The organism is Rhodocyclaceae bacterium (assembly GCA_020248265.1).
Classification (GTDB): domain Bacteria; phylum Pseudomonadota; class Gammaproteobacteria; order Burkholderiales; family CAIKXV01; genus CAIKXV01.
The window spans coordinates 366,242-380,837 of the sequence record JADCHX010000002.1 but is presented as its reverse complement, the minus strand read 5'-3'; the positions used below and the strand labels follow the sequence as shown (position 1 = coordinate 380,837).

Below are 14,596 nucleotides of genomic sequence, written 5' to 3'. Positions count from 1 at the left end.
AACAAGACCAAGGAGGAGCACCATGGATCGCAGGACCTTCATCGCCACGGCCGGTGCCACCGGCGCCGGCCTGCAGTTGCCCCGCATCGCCGCAGCACAGGTATCCGACTGGCCGCGCGAGCCGGTGCGCATCGTCATCCCTTACTCGGCCGGCGGACCGACCGAGGTGGCGGGGCGGATCATCGCGCAGGAACTGACGAAGAACCTCGGCCAGAACTTCCTGGTCGACCTTCGCCCGGGCGGCAGCTCGGTGATCGGCACCGACCTGGTGGCGCGCGCCAAGCCGGATGGCTACACGCTGCTGATGCAGGCGGCCGCGTTCGCGATCAACCCGTCGCTGATCCGCAAGCTTCCGTTCGACACCGTGGCCGACTTCGAGCCGTTGACCATGGCCACGCGCAGCGGCCTGGTGCTGGTGACACATGCCGGTTCGTCGATCAACAGCGTGGCCGACGTGATCGCTTTCGCGCGCGCGAAGCCGGGCATGGCGCAGTTCGCCTCGGCCGGCAATGGCAGCATGGCGCACATGTCGATGGAACTGTTCGCGGCGATGGCGAAGATCGAGGCCGTGCACATCCCTTACAAGGGCAGCGGCGCGGCCTTGCCCGACGTGATGGGCGGCCACGTTCCTTTCATGATCGATAACCTCGGCTCTGCGATGCCGCATGTCCGGGGCGGCAAACTGAAGGCGATCGCCCATACCGGCACCGGACGCCTCGAGATGCTGCCGGGCGTGCCGGCCATCGCCGATGCGCCCGGCATGGCCGGCTACGAGACCAGCAACTGGTTCGGTTTCCTGGCGCCGGCGAAGATGCCGGTTCCCCTTTCCGAACGCATCCATGGGGAACTGGTGAAAGTGATCCGTCGCCCGGACATCGTCGAGCGTTTCGCCAGGGATGGCGTGGAGGCGGTCGGCAACAGCAAGGCCGATTTCGCGGCCTTCCTGAAGGCGGAGATGGTGAAGTGGGGCAGGGTCGTCAAGGAGCGCAACATCAAGGTGGAGTGACCGGCCGGCGCGGTTAAGTCGCAGTTAAGCTTCGGGCGGCATCGTGCAGGCTCCGCTTCCCGGAGTCTGCAATGTTCCCATCCGTCGATCCCCTCGCATCGCCTGCCGCGCGCCCTGCCTTGCCGGCGCTGTCGCGCCTGCTCCCGTCAGCCGTGTCACCGGTCGACGCGCCTGCCGCGCGCCGTACCTCGACCGCCTGGCGACTCGCCCGGATGATGCCCCGGCTCGAGCCGCTGTGCCCCGGTGATGCCGGACGCGACGAACTGGAGGCGTTCATCGCGCGCGTTTTCCTCGAGCGCTACGGTGCGCGCACCACGCATTTCGCCGAACGCCTGCTCGGACTGCGCGGCGGCGACGGACGGTGGTGCGCGGCGCTGGGCTATACGCGTGGCGGCAGCAGTCCGCTGTTCGTCGAGCACTACCTCGACCAGCCGGTCGAGCAGGTCGTGGCGGCGGCCCTGCAGGAACCGGTGGCACGGGATTCGTTCGCCGAGGTCGGCAACCTCGCGGCATCGGCCGACGGGCTCGGTCGCCTGCTGATCGCGCTGTCGACGGTGCACCTGTTCGAGCAGGGCGTTCAGCATGTGGTGTTCACCGCGACGCGCGCACTGTCCAATGCCTTCACGCGTCTGGGGGTACCGCTGGCCGACATCGGCGCAGCCGACCCGGGCCGCGTCCCGGGCGGCGAAGCGCAATGGGGCGATTACTATCGGCATGACCCACGCATCCTGGCCGGCCGCGTGGCCAGCGGAATGCCGGTGGCCGGCCAGCTGCCCGATTGAGCAGCGTCGGGATGCTTTACGACGGGGTGGTACAGGTCGATCGCGAGCGTTTCGAACGATGCGCGACGTCGGCTGCCCGCTTCGGTGCGCTGCGCGGCGGGTCGGTGGTCGCACTGATGGCGGACAACGGCATCGATTGGCTGGTTTCGGCCGCGGCGGTCGAACGCAACGGCGCAGTCCTGCTGCCGCTGCCGGCCTTCTTCACCGACGCGCAGTGCCTGCATGCGATCGAGGCGACCGGCGCCGGATTGCTGCTCACCGATGACCCGGACCGCGGCAGCCGGCTCGGGTTCGCGCGTGCCGGCAGCCTGCCGGGAACGCAGCTGGATACGATGCAGCGCGCCGCGCCCGAAGCCGGCTCGGGTGTACGTGCCCTGATGCCTCGGGGCACCGGGTTGGTCACGTTCACTTCCGGCACGACGGGTGCTCCGCGTGGCGTCTGCCTCGGCCGGGAGGCACTGGACCGGGTCTCTCAGGGCGTGGCGACGGTCGCTTCGAGCCTGGGCATCGAGCGCCACCTGTGCCTGCTGCCACTCGCGGTGCTGCTGGAGCAGGTGGCCGGCGCCGGCGCCGCTGCGCTCGCTGGCGCGACCACGGTAGCGGTGCCGCTGGCGGAGGTTGGCCTCGCCGGATCCAGCGGGTTCGATCCGGTGCGGGCACTGGCCGCGATCCGCCGGCATGATGTCCACAGCGTGATCCTGCTGCCACAGATGCTGCAGGCTCTGGTCGATGCGGTGGCGGCGGGAGCGTCTTCGCCGGGGTCGTTGCGCCTGGCTGCCGTCGGCGGCGGGCGGGTGCCGCCAGCACTGATCGCGCGCGCCCGCGCTCTCGGCATCCCGGCCTGCGAAGGCTATGGCCTGAGCGAATGTGGATCGGTGGTCGCGCTGGCACTGCCGCAGGACGCGCCCGATGCGGGCATGCGACTGCTGCCGCATGCCCGCGCGCGGCTCGCGGCTGCGGCCGTGTGGGGCGAACGGGCCGCGGCTGGAGCATCTGCAAGGGTCGATGCCGGTGTCGGCGATGCGGCGCACGAGATCCTGGTCGAAGGGCCGGCGTTCCTGGGCTACCTCGGCGCGGCACTGCGGGTGCCACATGCACCGGTGCGCACAGGCGACCTCGGATCGATCGATGTACATGGACGCCTGCGAGTGACCGGTCGCCTGAAGCACCTGCTGATCACCGGCTTCGGGCGCAACGTCTCGCCGGAGTGGCCCGAGTCGGAACTGCTCGCGCGAGCGCCGATCCGGCAGGCCGCGGTGTTCGGCGAAGGCCAGCCCTGGCTGTCTGCGGTGCTCGTCGTCCCGGCCGGAACCGCGCATGCAGCGATCGAGGCAGCCGTTGCCGAAGCCAACGCGATGCTGCCGGACTATGCCCGCATCGGTGGCTGGGTCGTCGCGACCAGGGCCTTCACCCTGGCCGACGGGCTGCTCACTGCCAATGGCCGGCTTCGGCGGGACGCGATCCTCGCGCGCCACGGGTCCGCGATCGATGCGCTTTATGAACGATCCCCGATGGAGATAGTCGATGCCCTTCCATGAAGAACTGCAGCGCCAGACTGCCGCCGAGCGCGAATGGCTGCTCGCCGCACCAGTGATCGGCGATGCCCTCGCCGGTCGGGTGACGCTCGGCCAGTACCGTGAATTCCTTGGGCAGGCCTTCCACCACGTTCGCCATACGGTGCCGCTGCTGATGGCCTGCGGCGCACGCCTGCCGGCACGCCACGAGGTGCTGCGCCGGGCGATCGTCGACTACATCGACGAAGAGGTGGGCCACGAGGAATGGATCCTCGACGATATCGTCGCTTGCGGCGGCGACAGAGCCTTGGCGCGCGAGGCCATGCCCGGGTTGGAGGCGGAACTGATGGTCGCGCATGCCTACGACTGGATCGCACGCCGCAACCCGGTCGGCTTCTTCGGCATGGTGCACGTGCTGGAAGGAACCAGCGTGACGATCGCCACCGCGGCCGCGCAGAGCCTGTCGCACAGCCTCGGCCTTCCGGCGTCCGCGTTCAGCTACCTCAATTCGCATGGCAGCCTCGACCTGGAGCATGTCCGCATGTTCGGTCTGCTGATGGACGGTCTGGACGATCCGGACGACCAGGCTGCGGTGCTGCATGTGGCGCGCGTGATGTACCGCCTGTACGGCAACCTGTTCCGATCGCTGTCGCCGGCGGTTCCCGCGACCGAGGCACCGAAGGAGTACGCATGACCGCCGGGTTGAACATCGTGCTCACCGGCGCAACCGGCGGCATCGGTCGCGCGTTCGCGTCGGCACTGGCGCCTCGCGCCGGTTCGCTGCTGCTGGCCGCGCGCGACGACGGTCGCCTGCAGGCGATGGCTGCCGGGCTCAGGAGCGAGCATCCTGCCCTGCAGGTGTCGACCGTAGCGGGCGACCTGTGCTCGGTGTCGGGCCGCGCGGCCCTGGTCGAGGCTGCACGCGCGTTGCCCGGCGGTCCGGAACTGCTGGTCAACAATGCCGGCGTCGGCGACTTCGCCTGGTTCGCCGACGAGTCGGAGGCGGACATCGAGCGCGTGATCCGCACCAACCTGCTGGCGCCGGTGCTGCTCACCCGCGCGCTGCTGCCGCTGATGCGTCCGGGGCCTCGGTCCGCAGTGGTCAACGTCGGTTCGATCCTCGGCGACATCGGCAACCCGGGGAACGTGGCCTACAGCACGGCGAAGTACGCACTGCGCGGCTTCAGCGAGGCACTGCGCAGGGAACTGCACGACGGCGGCATCCGGGTGCAATACCTTGCGCCGCGCGCGACGCGTACCGCCCTGAACAGTGCGGCGCAGGATGCGCTCAACGCCGAACTCGGCAACGGCAGCGATACCCCGGACACCGTTGCGCGCGCGCTGCTCGCGCTGCTCGATGGCCACAGGGCCGAGATGCACCTTGGATGGCCGGAGCGGTTCTTTGTCCGGCTCAATCGCCTGCTGCCGTCGGTCGTCGACCGGGCACTGGGCAAGCGCGCCGCCGTCGTGCGGCGGCACGCGGCGACAAAGGGAGGGAACGCAGCATGATCGATGGCGGACGCAGGAAAACGATGGCAGCCGGACTCTGGACGATGCTGGCCGCAACCTTCGGACTCGGGGCTGCGCCGGCACTGGCCGGCCCTGAGGAATCGGTCGCGGCACTGCAGTCGGAGTGGGAACAGATCAAGTACCGGCAGCCGGCAGACCGACAGGAACGGGCGTTCGAAGCGCTGGCGAAGAAGGCCGCGGCCGTGCGCGCCGAGTTCCGCGACCGCGCCGACGTGGACATCTGGTACGCGATCGTGGTGGCCAGCCATGCCGGTGCGAAGGGCGGCCTCGGTGCGTTGTCGCTGGCGAAGGAGGCGAAGGCCGCGCTCGAGCAGTCGATCGCGCGCGACCCGAAGGCCCTCGAAGGGTCTGCCTACACCAGCCTCGGGTCGCTGTACTATCAGGTGCCGGGCTGGCCGATCGGCTTTGGCGACAAGGACAAGGCACGCGACCTGCTCGGCCGTGCACTGGCGATCAGCCCGCGCGGCATCGATTCCAACTTCTTCATGGGTGACTTCCTGTACCGGACTGGCGACTACGAAGGTTCCCGGCGTGTGCTGGAACTGGCGCTGCAGGCGCCCGCCCGGCCTGCACGCCCACTGGCCGATGAGGGTCGGCGGCGCGAAGTCGAAGCGCTGCTCGTGCTGGTGAGGCATAAGCTCAACTGACTATCCGATGATCGATGCGCCTGCTGCTGGTTGAGGACGACGAGTCGCTGGGTGCCGGCATCCGCGACGCGCTGGAGCGCGGCCGCTACCTTGTCGAGTGGGTTCGCGACGGTGCGTTCGGCCTCGAGGCGCTGCGCAGCGGCAGCTTCGACCTGGCCGTGCTCGACCTCGGCCTTCCGCGGCTCGATGGCATGGAAGTGCTGCGCCGGGCGCGCGAGGCCGGGGTACGCACGCCGGTGCTGGTACTCAGTGCGCGCGACACCACGACGCAGCGCATCGGCGGTCTCGATGCCGGCGCGGACGACTACATGGTCAAGCCGTTCGACGTAGATGAACTGCTGGCCCGACTGCGCGTGATCGAGCGGCGCCACCGCGGTGCGGTCGAGAACCGTGTCGGCCATGGCGACCTCGAGATCGATACCGCAGGCCTGTCGGTACGGCTGCGTGGCCAGCCGGTGGCGCTGCAGCGGCGCGAGTTCCTGTTGCTGCGCAAGCTGCTCGACCACACCGGGCAGGTGATGACCCGGCGACAACTGGAAGAATCCATCTACGGCTGGGAGGGCGATGTCGAGAGCAATGCACTGGAGGTGCATGTGCACAACCTGCGGCGCAAGCTCTATCCGTCGCTTATCCGTACCGTGCGCGGTGTCGGCTATGTGGTCGATCCGCCGGCGGGGGACGCCAGCACGTGAGGCACGTGAGGCAGGCGGCCACGACCACGGGCCGCTCGATCCGGTTGCTGCTGCTTGCCGGCACCACGCTGATCCTGCTGGCGGTGATGGGCATCAGCGCGCTGCTGTCCTTCATGGCTGGCCAGAAAGAGGCCGAGGAGCTGTTCGATGCGCGGCTGGCGACGTCTGCCCGGGTGATCGAGAGCCTGATCGCGCGGTCGGTCGAGACCGCGACCATCGAGGCGCCGCTGGTGATGTCGCTGCCGGCGCCGCTGGCCGATAATGGCCAGCATCGCGACGATCCGACCGCACTCGGTCATTACTACGAGACGCATATTGCCTATCAGGTCTGGCGCGTCGTCGAGGGCTCGCCGCCACGCCTGATCGCGCGTTCCAGTTCGGCGCCGCAGGAGCCGATCTCGGCGCTCGAACCGGGCTTCTCCGGCCGGGTGATCGACGGCCGGTTGTGGCGGGTGTTCGCCCTGTCGAGCGGTGGCGTGTGGATCGTCGCCGGCGAGCGCGACGACGCGCGCTCCGAACTGACCGATGAACTGGGCTGGGCGGTGATTGCGCCGATGCTGATCGGCCTGCTTCTGGTGCTCTCTGCCAGCGCCGCGCTGATCCGCTACGGCCTGGCGCCGCTGTCCGAACTGGCGGTGCGCATAGGCGCACGTTCGCCGCAGGCCTTCGGCCCGATCCAGCTGTCGCGCGTGCCGGCCGAGATCGCGCCGCTGATGGCTGCGCTGAACAGGCTGCTCGAGCGGGTTCGGCAGGCACTGGACCGGGAGCGCCGCTTCGTCGACGCCGCTGCCCATGAACTGCGCACGCCGCTGGCGGCGCTGCGCCTGCATGCCCAGAACCTGCAGCGGGCGCGAGACGAAGCCGAGCGCGCCGCGTCGCTGGCACGCGTGCTCGAAGGCGTGGAGCGTACTGCCCACCTGGCCGAGCAGATGCTGGCGTTCAGCCGGGCAGGGCGACCGGCAGCGGAGCAGGCGGCGGTGCCGCTGCGCGAGGTCGTGGCCGACGCGGTGCGCCAGCGCGAGGCAGCTGCCAGGGCCACCGGACACCGGCTGGACGTGTCGCTGTGCGACGACTCCTGCACCCGAGTGGCGGATGCTTCCGCCCTGTCCAGCATGGTCGGCAACCTGATCGACAACGCGATGCGCTACTCGGCGCAGGGCAGCGCGGTGTCGATCTCGCTCGAGCGTGCGGGTGCCGAGGTGCTGCTCACGGTGTCCGATACCGGCCCGGGTATCCCCGAGGCCCTGCGCGACCGTGTGTTCGAGCCCTACTACCGGGTGCCGGGAGCGGCTGGCGTGGGCAGTGGTCTCGGCCTGTCCATCGTTCGCGAGGTCGTCGACCGGCTCGGGGGCAGCATCTCGATCGCCTGCGGGGCCGCGGGCGCGGGCACGAGCATCGAAGTCCGGGTTCCCCTCGGCTGATCGGCTCGGCCTGCGAGTGGCGGCTGCCGCCGGCCGGCCGGGGGTGTCACTGCTGGCAGGATTCGTGCATGCTGGCAACGCGTGTTCTTCCACATTCCGAAAGGATCCACGATGCCCCGAGCACCCGCCGCCGCCCACCCCGGATCGTCCACTTCGACGGCAACCTGCGATGGTCTGCTGCCGCCCGGCGGCGAGGGTCGGCGCCGCGCGCTGGCTGCGGGGGCCTGCGCTGCTGCCGGAGGACTGGTGTCGGCGATGCTTCCCTCGGCAGCGTACGCGCAGGCGGCGTTCCCGAACAAGCCGATCCGCCTGGTAGTCCCGTTCGCAGCGGGTGGCGTGTCGGACATCGTGGGTCGTGCCCTCGGGCAGAAGATGGGCGAACTCTTCGGCCAGCCGGTGGTCATCGAGAACCGCGCCGGTGCCGGCGGTGCGGTCGGCAGCGAGTTCGTCGCGAACGCGGCGGCCGACGGCTACACGCTGCTGCTGTCGAGCGTCTCGACGATCGCGATCGGGCCCTTCCTGGTGAAGAAGCTCGGCTACGACCCGGTGAACGGGCTGACGCCGATCGGCATCGTCACCTATGCCCCGAACGTGCTCGCGATCCATGCCGGCCTGCCGTTCAAGTCGCTGGGCGACCTGCTTGCCTTCGCTAAGGCGAACCCGGGCAAGCTCAGCTACGGCTCGGCCGGTGTCGGCAGCATCGGACACCTGTCTGGCGAACTGCTGCGTTCGGTCACCGGTTCCGACATGGTGCATGTGCCGTACAAGACCTCGGCCGCCGCATACCCGGACGTGATCGGCGGTAACGTGTCGATGGTGTTCGACACGCTGCCGGCGGCGATCAACCACATCAAGGCGGGCAAGGTACGTGCACTGGCAGTGCTGTCGCCGCGGCGCGCGGCGCTGATGCCTGAGGTGCCGACCTTCGCCGAGGCGGGCGTTCCCGAGGCGACGCTGAACTTCTGGTCCGGGCTGCATGCGCCGGCCAACCTGTCGCCGGCGCTGGTGTCGCGCCTGAGCGAGACCCTGAACAAGGCGCTGAACGCGCCCGACCTGAAGGAGCGGCTGCTGCAGCTCGGCGCGGATGCATTCCCGGTCAGCCAGCCAGCCTTCGTCGCGCAGATCAAGGACGACGTCGCCCGGATCGCGAAGGTAGTGAAGGCTGCGGGCATACAGCCCGAGTGATTCGACGCTGATGTCTCCGCGCGAAGCTGGACGACCTCGGGGTCCGTTCCGGGGTATCCTCCATCGGTCGGCCCACGCATGGCAAGACCTTTGACCGCAGCGCCCCTGGATGGCCGGGAGGCGTGTGCGGTCATCGCTCGTCCCCGGCCGTGGAGTTCCCGATGGAAGCATTGCTCATATCGACCGGGGTGGTCGCACTCGCCGAGATCGGCGACAAGACGCAGCTGCTGGCGTTCATCCTCGCCGCTCGTTTCAAGAAGCCGCTGCCGATCATCGCCGGCATCCTGTGCGCGACGCTGATCAACCACGGGCTCGCCGGTGCGCTCGGAGCCTGGATCACCTCGGTGGTCAGCCCGGGCGCGCTGCGCTGGATCCTCGGTCTGTCGTTCATCGGCATGGCGATCTGGACGCTGATCCCCGACCGTATCGAGGACGAAGAGACGCAGGTCGCCAAGCACCTCGGGGTGTTCGGGGCGACGCTGGTCACCTTCTTCCTTGCGGAAATGGGTGACAAGACGCAGATCGCGACCGTCGCGCTGGCTGCTCACTACGCCGCGCCGCTGCTGGTGGTCATCGGGACCACGCTGGGGATGCTGGTCGCGGATGTGCCGGCCGTGTTCGTCGGCAACCGCTTTGCGGCGAAGATCCCGATGAAGCTGGTGCACTCGATCGCAGCCGCCATCTTCGCGGCGATGGGCGTGCTGACGCTGTTCGGCATCGACAACCTTTTCTGAGCAGGGCAGGAGGCGACATGAGCGCAGGCAGCGAACGCAGCCGGGATGACGGCGACGACGACTCCGATGGCGCCGAGGCTGGCGGTCCCGGCCGCGACGGCGCCGAGGACGATGGCGAGAATTGCCCGCTGTGCGGCTACTTCAACAGCCCCGCTGCGGGCGACACCTGCAACCACCTCCGTGCGTGGGTGTGGGACGATGTGATCGAAGGCAGCCCGGTCTACGACGAGTTCGCTGCGGCCTGGTCGGATTTCTCGGACCTCGCCTCCAGCGCAGAGGATGTCGCGGAGTTCGCCGATAATGCGCTCGGGCTGGCCGAGTCGATGGCGCTGCCCGATGCGCTGGTCGCCTACAGCCACTGGGAGAATTCGCCGCTCGACGTGTTCGTCGAACTGGCGGGTGCGGCGGTCGGAGAGGGCTGGACCCTTTCAGGGCCGCTCGGCGGCAGCGGATACTGCGTCTACCTCGAGTCGGACGAGCGGGCGAACGCGGCGACCGATGGCTATCGGGCGCTGCTGGCGGCGATAGACCCCGGGCGCTGAACGGCGCACCGCGGAGCAACCAGGGGAGAACAGCGGCATGAGCAGCGATGCGATGATCAGCACGATGATGAAGGCCTGGCGCTTCCTTTACCGCCGCGGCTTCATCGAAGGCTTCGGCCACATCAGCGCGCGCATCCCGGACAGCGACCAGTGGATGATCACGCGCCACTCGCTCGGGCCGGATGCGCACCCGGAAGACTTCCTCGTGTACGACCTCGAGGGCCGGCGCGTATCCGGCAAGGGCGACATGCCGGGCGAGTATCCGATCCACCTCGAGATCCTCAGGGCAAGGCCGGACGTCGGCAGCCTGGTGCACTACCACGGCATGTATTCGACCGCGTTCACGACCAGTTCGCGACCGACGCTCAAGCCGATCCACCTGATGGGCACGCTGTTCCACGACGGTGTGCCGACCTACCATGATCCGCGCCTGGTCAGTACTCCCGAGCGCGGCCAGGCGCTGGTTAAGGCGCTTGGCCCGCACCGTGCAGTGCTGATGCGCGCGCATGGTGCGGCGATCACCGGTGGAACGATCGAGGAGATGGTTGCCGGTGCCTTCCTGTTCGAGGAGAACGCGCACCGCGCGGTCATCAGCGCGCAGATCGGCGAGCCGGTGTGGATCGAGGACGACCTGGCGAAGGATGCCGGCGAGGAACTGGTGCGTAGCCGCGGGCCGTTTCGCCGTGTCTGGGCGCTGCTGGAAGCGGATGAAGCGGCCGAGGCCACCGGCCAGTGACTGGAGAACGGAACATGACGACGATGCGTGGTATCCGCGGCCGCAGCCTGGCAGCCAGCGCCGGCGTGCTGGCGGCCGTGCTGCTGGCAGGCGGCCTGCCGACGCCCGGCCGGGCGCAGGGGCAGGGCGGTGATTTCCCCAACCGCCCGATCCGGCTGGTGCTGCCGTTTGCCGGCGGCACCGACGTGGTCGCGCGGCTGCTCGCGCAGCGGCTGTCGGCGTCGCTGGGCCAGCAGGTGCTTGCCGACCAGCGCCTGGGCGCCGGCGGCAACATCGCGCACGAGGCGGTGGCCAAGGCCGCGCCGGATGGCTACACGCTGCTGATGGCGGCACCGCCGGTCGTACTGAATCCGTTGCTCAACCCGAAGGTCGGCTTCGATCCGGTACGCGATTTCACGCCGGTGGCGGTGGTCGCGGCGATACCCAGCGTGCTGGTGGTGCATCCGCTGGTGCCGGCGAAATCGATCAAGGACCTGGTCGCACTGGCGCGCCGTAATCCGGACAAGCTGAGCTACGGCTCGGGTGGCGTCGGATCGACGCCGCACCTGGCCTCGGAACTGCTGAAGTCCCTCGCCGGTATCCGGATGCTGCATGTGCCGTACAAGAGCGCCACCATCGCGCTGACCGGGGCGATGGTCGGCGAGGTCGATGTCGTGGTGGTCGCGTCCTCCAGTGCCGCGCCGTACGTGAAGAACGGCCGGCTGCGTGCCCTGGCGGTGCTCGACGGCAAGCGCGTCGGGTCGATGCCCGATGTACCCACCGCCGCGGAGGCGGGCTACCCGCAACTGCTCGCCGTCAACTGGTATGCGGTGCTCGCGCCGCGCGACACGCCGGTGGCGATCGTCGAGCGGCTCAATGCCGAATCGGTGAAGGCGATGAACGCGCCGGAGACGCGCGAACGCCTCGCCGGGATCGGCGGCGAACCGATGTCCACCACGCCCTCGCAGGCGGCGGCATTCATCCGCGACGAGATGGTGCGCTGGGGCAAGGTGATCCGCGACGCGGGCGTGAAGGCGGAATGAACCCGAGCGGGGGCGGGCACCATCGAGGCCTCGCCGCGGTTGTCCCCGTGGTGGCTGTCGTGGTGGCTGTCGCAGCGGTTCCGCCCGCGATCGCGCAGACGCAGGAGTACCCGACGCGGCCGATCCGGCTGGTGCTGTCTTTCGCCGGTGGCACCGACGTCGTCGGACGCCTGCTCGCCCAGGGGCTCTCCGTTACGCTGGGCCAGCCAGTCGTGTCCGACCAGCGGCTCGGTGCCGGCGGCAACATCGCGCACGAGGCGGTCGCCCGCGCAGCACCCGATGGCCATACGCTGCTGATGTCCGGGACGCCGCTGGTGCTCAACCCGTTGCTCAATCCGCGGGTTCGCTACGATCCGGTCAAGGACTTCACCGCCGTTGCGATGGTCGCGTCGATCCCGCGCGTGCTGGTTGTGCATCCATCGGTGCCGGCCAGGACCCTGAAGGAACTGGTCACCCTGGCACGCCGGTACCCCGGCAAGCTCAACTATGGATCGGGCGGGGTCGGCTCGACGCCGCACCTGGCGGCCGAACTCCTGCAGGCGCTGGCGGGTATGAAGATGCTGCATGTGCCCTACAAGAGCGCGACGATCTCGCTTGCGGGTGCGATGGCCGGCGAAGTGGATGTCGTCGTCGTCTCGTCGTCCAGTGCGGCCTCGTACGTCAAGGATGGCCGGTTGCGCGCACTGGCGGTGCTCGACCGCAATCGGCTCGCCTACATGGCCGAGGTGCCTACCGCATCGGAGGTCGGCTATCCTCAGTTGATGGCGGAGGGCTGGTACGCGCTGCTCGCACCGCGCGATACGCCGGCGGGGATCATCGACCGGCTCAATGCGGCTGCGGTCAAGGCGATGGGCACGCCCGAGGCGCGCGAGCGGCTGGCGGGCATCGGCGGTGAGCCGATGTCCTCCACGGCCGCACAGGCGGCCACCTACATCCGCGACGATATGGCGCGCTGGGCCGGCGTGATCCGCAGCGCCGGCATCAAGGCCGACTGACGCGCATCAGCAGCCGGAAAACCGTGTCTGACCCTGGTTCCGGGTCGCGGGATGTCAATGCGGAACGCAAGTGTGGTCAGACACGGATTTCGCATTTCGTGGTCAGAGGTGCTCGGCCATCCAGTCGGCGGTCAGCGGGCGGAAGCGGTAGCTGATGTTGAAGCAGACATGGTTGCCGTCTTCGTAGACGACGAGTTCGGTCGGGCCGGAGGCGGCCTTCGCCAGCCGTTCGCCTTCGGCGGGCGGGATGATGCGGTCGCCGCCGCCGAACACGATGAGCAGCGGGCAGCGGATGTGCTGTGCCTTGCCGTCCAGCGTGAGCTGTGCGGCGGCGGCATCGGCTTGCGCCTGCGTGAGTGCGTGTGCCCGCGCGCTGAACACCTGTTGCGACACCAGCGGCATCTGCGGCAGCACCGGCGCGAAGTCGAACGGCCCGCAGTTGGCGACGCAGGCCTTCAGGCGTGGTTCTCCCGAGGCGGCCAGCGGCGCATAGAAGGCCCCCAGGCTCTGGCCGACGACGCCGACGCGGCCGCCATCGACATCGTCGCGCCGTTCCAGCACGTCTATCACCGCGCCGATCACCCGTCCCCAGTCGGTGCGGATCGGCAGGTGGAATGCGGTCTCGCCCTGGCCTGGGCCGTCGAGCGTAAGCGTCGCCATGCCACGGTCCAGGAAGGCATCGCTCCATGCGTGCAACTCTTCCTTGCAGGCGTCGAGGCCGGGCAGGATGATCGCCACCGGCGCGCGCACGCCGCCGCGCGGCCGACGCAACCAGCCGACCAGGTGCGTGTCTTCGAACGGGAACTCGACGCGCAGCATCGGCGGGTCGAGGTCCGGCGCGGCTGCCGTGTAGCAGCGGAGCATGTTGTCGTGCGCGGCGCGATACTCGCCCGGGGCCGCTGCGAACAGGTGCTTCGCGTAGTGGTAGTAGATCGCGGCACGCAGATGGCTCTCGGCGGCGGTCAGCCGGCGTCCGAGCGTGGCCGATTCGGCGGCATGCTTCTCGTGCCGGCGCGCCTCGTCCGACCAGATGCTGCACCAGTCGTCCCACCGTTCGATGCGCGAGACCAGGCGCTCGAGGTCGTTCGGATCCACGCCGGTGGCGACATAGCGCGGCGTGAAATGGGAAAAGATCAGGTTCACCATCGGATCGCGAGCCATCGGCCACCTCCTCGTTCGTTGGTCCGGAATATACTCGACGGCTCCAACGGACCCCAACACAGGACAGGACCCATGAAGACTTTCCGTCGCGTTGTCACCGGCTTCAACAAGGAAGGCAAGAGCTGCATCAAGTGGGATACCCAGATCGAGCCGAAGAACGTGCGTCCCGGCTTCGACAACATCCCCTTGTGGGCGACCAGAAAGCTGCCGGCCGAGACGGCCACCGACGATCCGAACACCTGGGAACTGGGCACCAGCCTGGCCGGCGGGTCCGTGTTCCGCTTCGGCGTCTACGCGCCGGGCAACGTGCCGCGCTGGCACGCCACCGACTCGGTCGACTACGCGATCTGCATCGCCGGCGAGATGATCATGGAAATGGACGAGGGCTCGGTGCACCTGAAGGCGGGTGACGTCGTGATCCAGCTCGGCACCAACCACAACTGGCGCAATCCGGGCACGGTCGACTGCGTGATGGCCTACGTGCTGATTGCCACCGAAGGTGCGAAGACCACCGGCTGGACCGAGCACAACAACGACAAGACCGCCGGCCACTGACCGCCGGCGGTGCGGGCTCGCGGGCCCTTGCCTGCTGCCCGCTGCCAGCTCCAGGCGGGCCGTGGGTGCAGGGC

At 69.1% G+C, this 14,596-nt stretch carries 16 protein-coding genes; 15 read left to right on the top strand and 1 reads right to left on the bottom strand.

Annotated features, from left to right (window positions below; translation table 11 throughout):
* Window positions 1-22: 22 nt before the first annotated feature.
* The 14 genes from ING98_02600 to ING98_02535 all read left to right on the top strand — a co-directional run bounded on the left by ING98_02600 (window position 23) and on the right by ING98_02535 (window position 12,806).
* A complete protein-coding gene (locus ING98_02600; protein ID MCA3100737.1) occupies window positions 23-1,006 on the top strand; it encodes a tripartite tricarboxylate transporter substrate binding protein in 984 nt (327 codons plus the stop codon).
* Between the two features lie 71 nt (window positions 1,007-1,077).
* Window positions 1,078-1,788 (top strand): thermostable hemolysin, encoded by a 711-nt coding sequence (locus ING98_02595; protein MCA3100736.1) that lies wholly within the window; start codon window positions 1,078-1,080, stop codon window positions 1,786-1,788.
* 11 nt (window positions 1,789-1,799) lie between these two features.
* Entirely contained in the window at window positions 1,800-3,326 is a 1,527-nt protein-coding gene (locus ING98_02590; GenBank protein MCA3100735.1) for an AMP-binding protein, read from the top strand.
* On the top strand, window positions 3,313-3,996 hold the full coding sequence (locus tag ING98_02585) for an iron-containing redox enzyme family protein (GenBank protein ID MCA3100734.1): 684 nt from the start codon (window positions 3,313-3,315) through the stop codon (window positions 3,994-3,996). Before ING98_02590 ends, ING98_02585 begins: the two co-directional genes overlap by 14 nt.
* The gene (locus tag ING98_02580; protein MCA3100733.1) at window positions 3,993-4,811 is read left to right on the top strand and encodes an SDR family oxidoreductase; all 819 of its coding nucleotides are present in this window, start codon (window positions 3,993-3,995) and stop codon (window positions 4,809-4,811) included. Before ING98_02585 ends, ING98_02580 begins: the two co-directional genes overlap by 4 nt.
* A 44-nt stretch (window positions 4,812-4,855) precedes the next feature.
* Window positions 4,856-5,479: a hypothetical protein gene (locus tag ING98_02575; GenBank protein ID MCA3100732.1), complete on the top strand. Its 624-nt coding sequence runs from the start codon at window positions 4,856-4,858 to the stop codon at window positions 5,477-5,479.
* Between the two features lie 14 nt (window positions 5,480-5,493).
* The gene (locus ING98_02570; GenBank protein ID MCA3100731.1) at window positions 5,494-6,171 is read left to right on the top strand and encodes a response regulator; all 678 of its coding nucleotides are present in this window, start codon (window positions 5,494-5,496) and stop codon (window positions 6,169-6,171) included.
* Window positions 6,172-6,257: 86 nt separating this feature from the next.
* Window positions 6,258-7,592 carry a sensor histidine kinase N-terminal domain-containing protein gene (locus ING98_02565; GenBank protein ID MCA3100730.1) on the top strand — a complete coding sequence of 445 codons (1,335 nt, stop codon included), beginning with the start codon at window positions 6,258-6,260 and terminating at the stop codon, window positions 7,590-7,592.
* A gap of 111 nt (window positions 7,593-7,703) precedes the next feature.
* Window positions 7,704-8,777, top strand: a complete 1,074-nt coding sequence (locus ING98_02560; protein MCA3100729.1) for a tripartite tricarboxylate transporter substrate binding protein — start codon at window positions 7,704-7,706, stop codon at window positions 8,775-8,777.
* A 161-nt stretch (window positions 8,778-8,938) separates the two neighbouring features.
* Window positions 8,939-9,511: a TMEM165/GDT1 family protein gene (locus ING98_02555; protein ID MCA3100728.1), complete on the top strand. Its 573-nt coding sequence runs from the start codon at window positions 8,939-8,941 to the stop codon at window positions 9,509-9,511.
* A gap of 17 nt (window positions 9,512-9,528) precedes the next feature.
* Window positions 9,529-10,053, top strand: coding sequence for a hypothetical protein (locus ING98_02550; GenBank protein ID MCA3100727.1), 525 nt, complete (start codon window positions 9,529-9,531; stop codon window positions 10,051-10,053).
* Window positions 10,054-10,090: 37 nt separating this feature from the next.
* A complete protein-coding gene (locus tag ING98_02545; GenBank protein MCA3100726.1) occupies window positions 10,091-10,789 on the top strand; it encodes a class II aldolase/adducin family protein in 699 nt (232 codons plus the stop codon).
* A 14-nt stretch (window positions 10,790-10,803) separates the two neighbouring features.
* Window positions 10,804-11,811, top strand: coding sequence for a tripartite tricarboxylate transporter substrate binding protein (locus ING98_02540; protein ID MCA3100725.1), 1,008 nt, complete (start codon window positions 10,804-10,806; stop codon window positions 11,809-11,811).
* 59 nt (window positions 11,812-11,870) lie between these two features.
* Window positions 11,871-12,806 carry a tripartite tricarboxylate transporter substrate binding protein gene (locus ING98_02535; GenBank protein MCA3100724.1) on the top strand — a complete coding sequence of 312 codons (936 nt, stop codon included), beginning with the start codon at window positions 11,871-11,873 and terminating at the stop codon, window positions 12,804-12,806.
* A gap of 102 nt (window positions 12,807-12,908) precedes the next feature.
* Here the strand turns inward: ING98_02535 and ING98_02530 are convergent, their stop codons facing one another.
* Window positions 12,909-13,967 carry an alpha/beta fold hydrolase gene (locus tag ING98_02530; GenBank protein ID MCA3100723.1) on the bottom strand — a complete coding sequence of 353 codons (1,059 nt, stop codon included), beginning with the start codon at window positions 13,965-13,967 and terminating at the stop codon, window positions 12,909-12,911.
* Between the two features lie 72 nt (window positions 13,968-14,039).
* Between ING98_02530 and ING98_02525 the strand changes: the two genes are divergently transcribed.
* Window positions 14,040-14,522 carry a cupin domain-containing protein gene (locus ING98_02525; GenBank protein ID MCA3100722.1) on the top strand — a complete coding sequence of 161 codons (483 nt, stop codon included), beginning with the start codon at window positions 14,040-14,042 and terminating at the stop codon, window positions 14,520-14,522.
* The last annotated feature ends 74 nt before the right edge of the window (window positions 14,523-14,596 follow it).

Bases quoted from the DNA above. Each gene is read 5' to 3' on its own strand.
- ING98_02550 (MCA3100727.1), top strand. From the start codon at position 9,529: ATGAGCGCAGGCAGCGAACGCAGCCGGGATGACGGCGACGACGACTCC.
- ING98_02560 (MCA3100729.1), top strand. From the start codon at position 7,704: ATGCCCCGAGCACCCGCCGCCGCCCACCCCGGATCGTCCACTTCGACG.
- ING98_02570 (MCA3100731.1), top strand. From the start codon at position 5,494: ATGCGCCTGCTGCTGGTTGAGGACGACGAGTCGCTGGGTGCCGGCATC.
- ING98_02565 (MCA3100730.1), top strand. From the start codon at position 6,258: ATGGGCATCAGCGCGCTGCTGTCCTTCATGGCTGGCCAGAAAGAGGCC.
- ING98_02590 (MCA3100735.1), top strand. From the start codon at position 1,800: ATGCTTTACGACGGGGTGGTACAGGTCGATCGCGAGCGTTTCGAACGA.
- ING98_02525 (MCA3100722.1), top strand. From the start codon at position 14,040: ATGAAGACTTTCCGTCGCGTTGTCACCGGCTTCAACAAGGAAGGCAAG.
- ING98_02540 (MCA3100725.1), top strand. From the start codon at position 10,804: ATGACGACGATGCGTGGTATCCGCGGCCGCAGCCTGGCAGCCAGCGCC.
- ING98_02575 (MCA3100732.1), top strand. From the start codon at position 4,856: ATGCTGGCCGCAACCTTCGGACTCGGGGCTGCGCCGGCACTGGCCGGC.
- ING98_02600 (MCA3100737.1), top strand. From the start codon at position 23: ATGGATCGCAGGACCTTCATCGCCACGGCCGGTGCCACCGGCGCCGGC.
- ING98_02580 (MCA3100733.1), top strand. From the start codon at position 3,993: ATGACCGCCGGGTTGAACATCGTGCTCACCGGCGCAACCGGCGGCATC.
- ING98_02555 (MCA3100728.1), top strand. From the start codon at position 8,939: ATGGAAGCATTGCTCATATCGACCGGGGTGGTCGCACTCGCCGAGATC.
- ING98_02545 (MCA3100726.1), top strand. From the start codon at position 10,091: ATGAGCAGCGATGCGATGATCAGCACGATGATGAAGGCCTGGCGCTTC.
- ING98_02530 (MCA3100723.1), bottom strand. From the start codon at position 13,967: ATGGCTCGCGATCCGATGGTGAACCTGATCTTTTCCCATTTCACGCCG.
- ING98_02595 (MCA3100736.1), top strand. From the start codon at position 1,078: ATGTTCCCATCCGTCGATCCCCTCGCATCGCCTGCCGCGCGCCCTGCC.
- ING98_02585 (MCA3100734.1), top strand. From the start codon at position 3,313: ATGCCCTTCCATGAAGAACTGCAGCGCCAGACTGCCGCCGAGCGCGAA.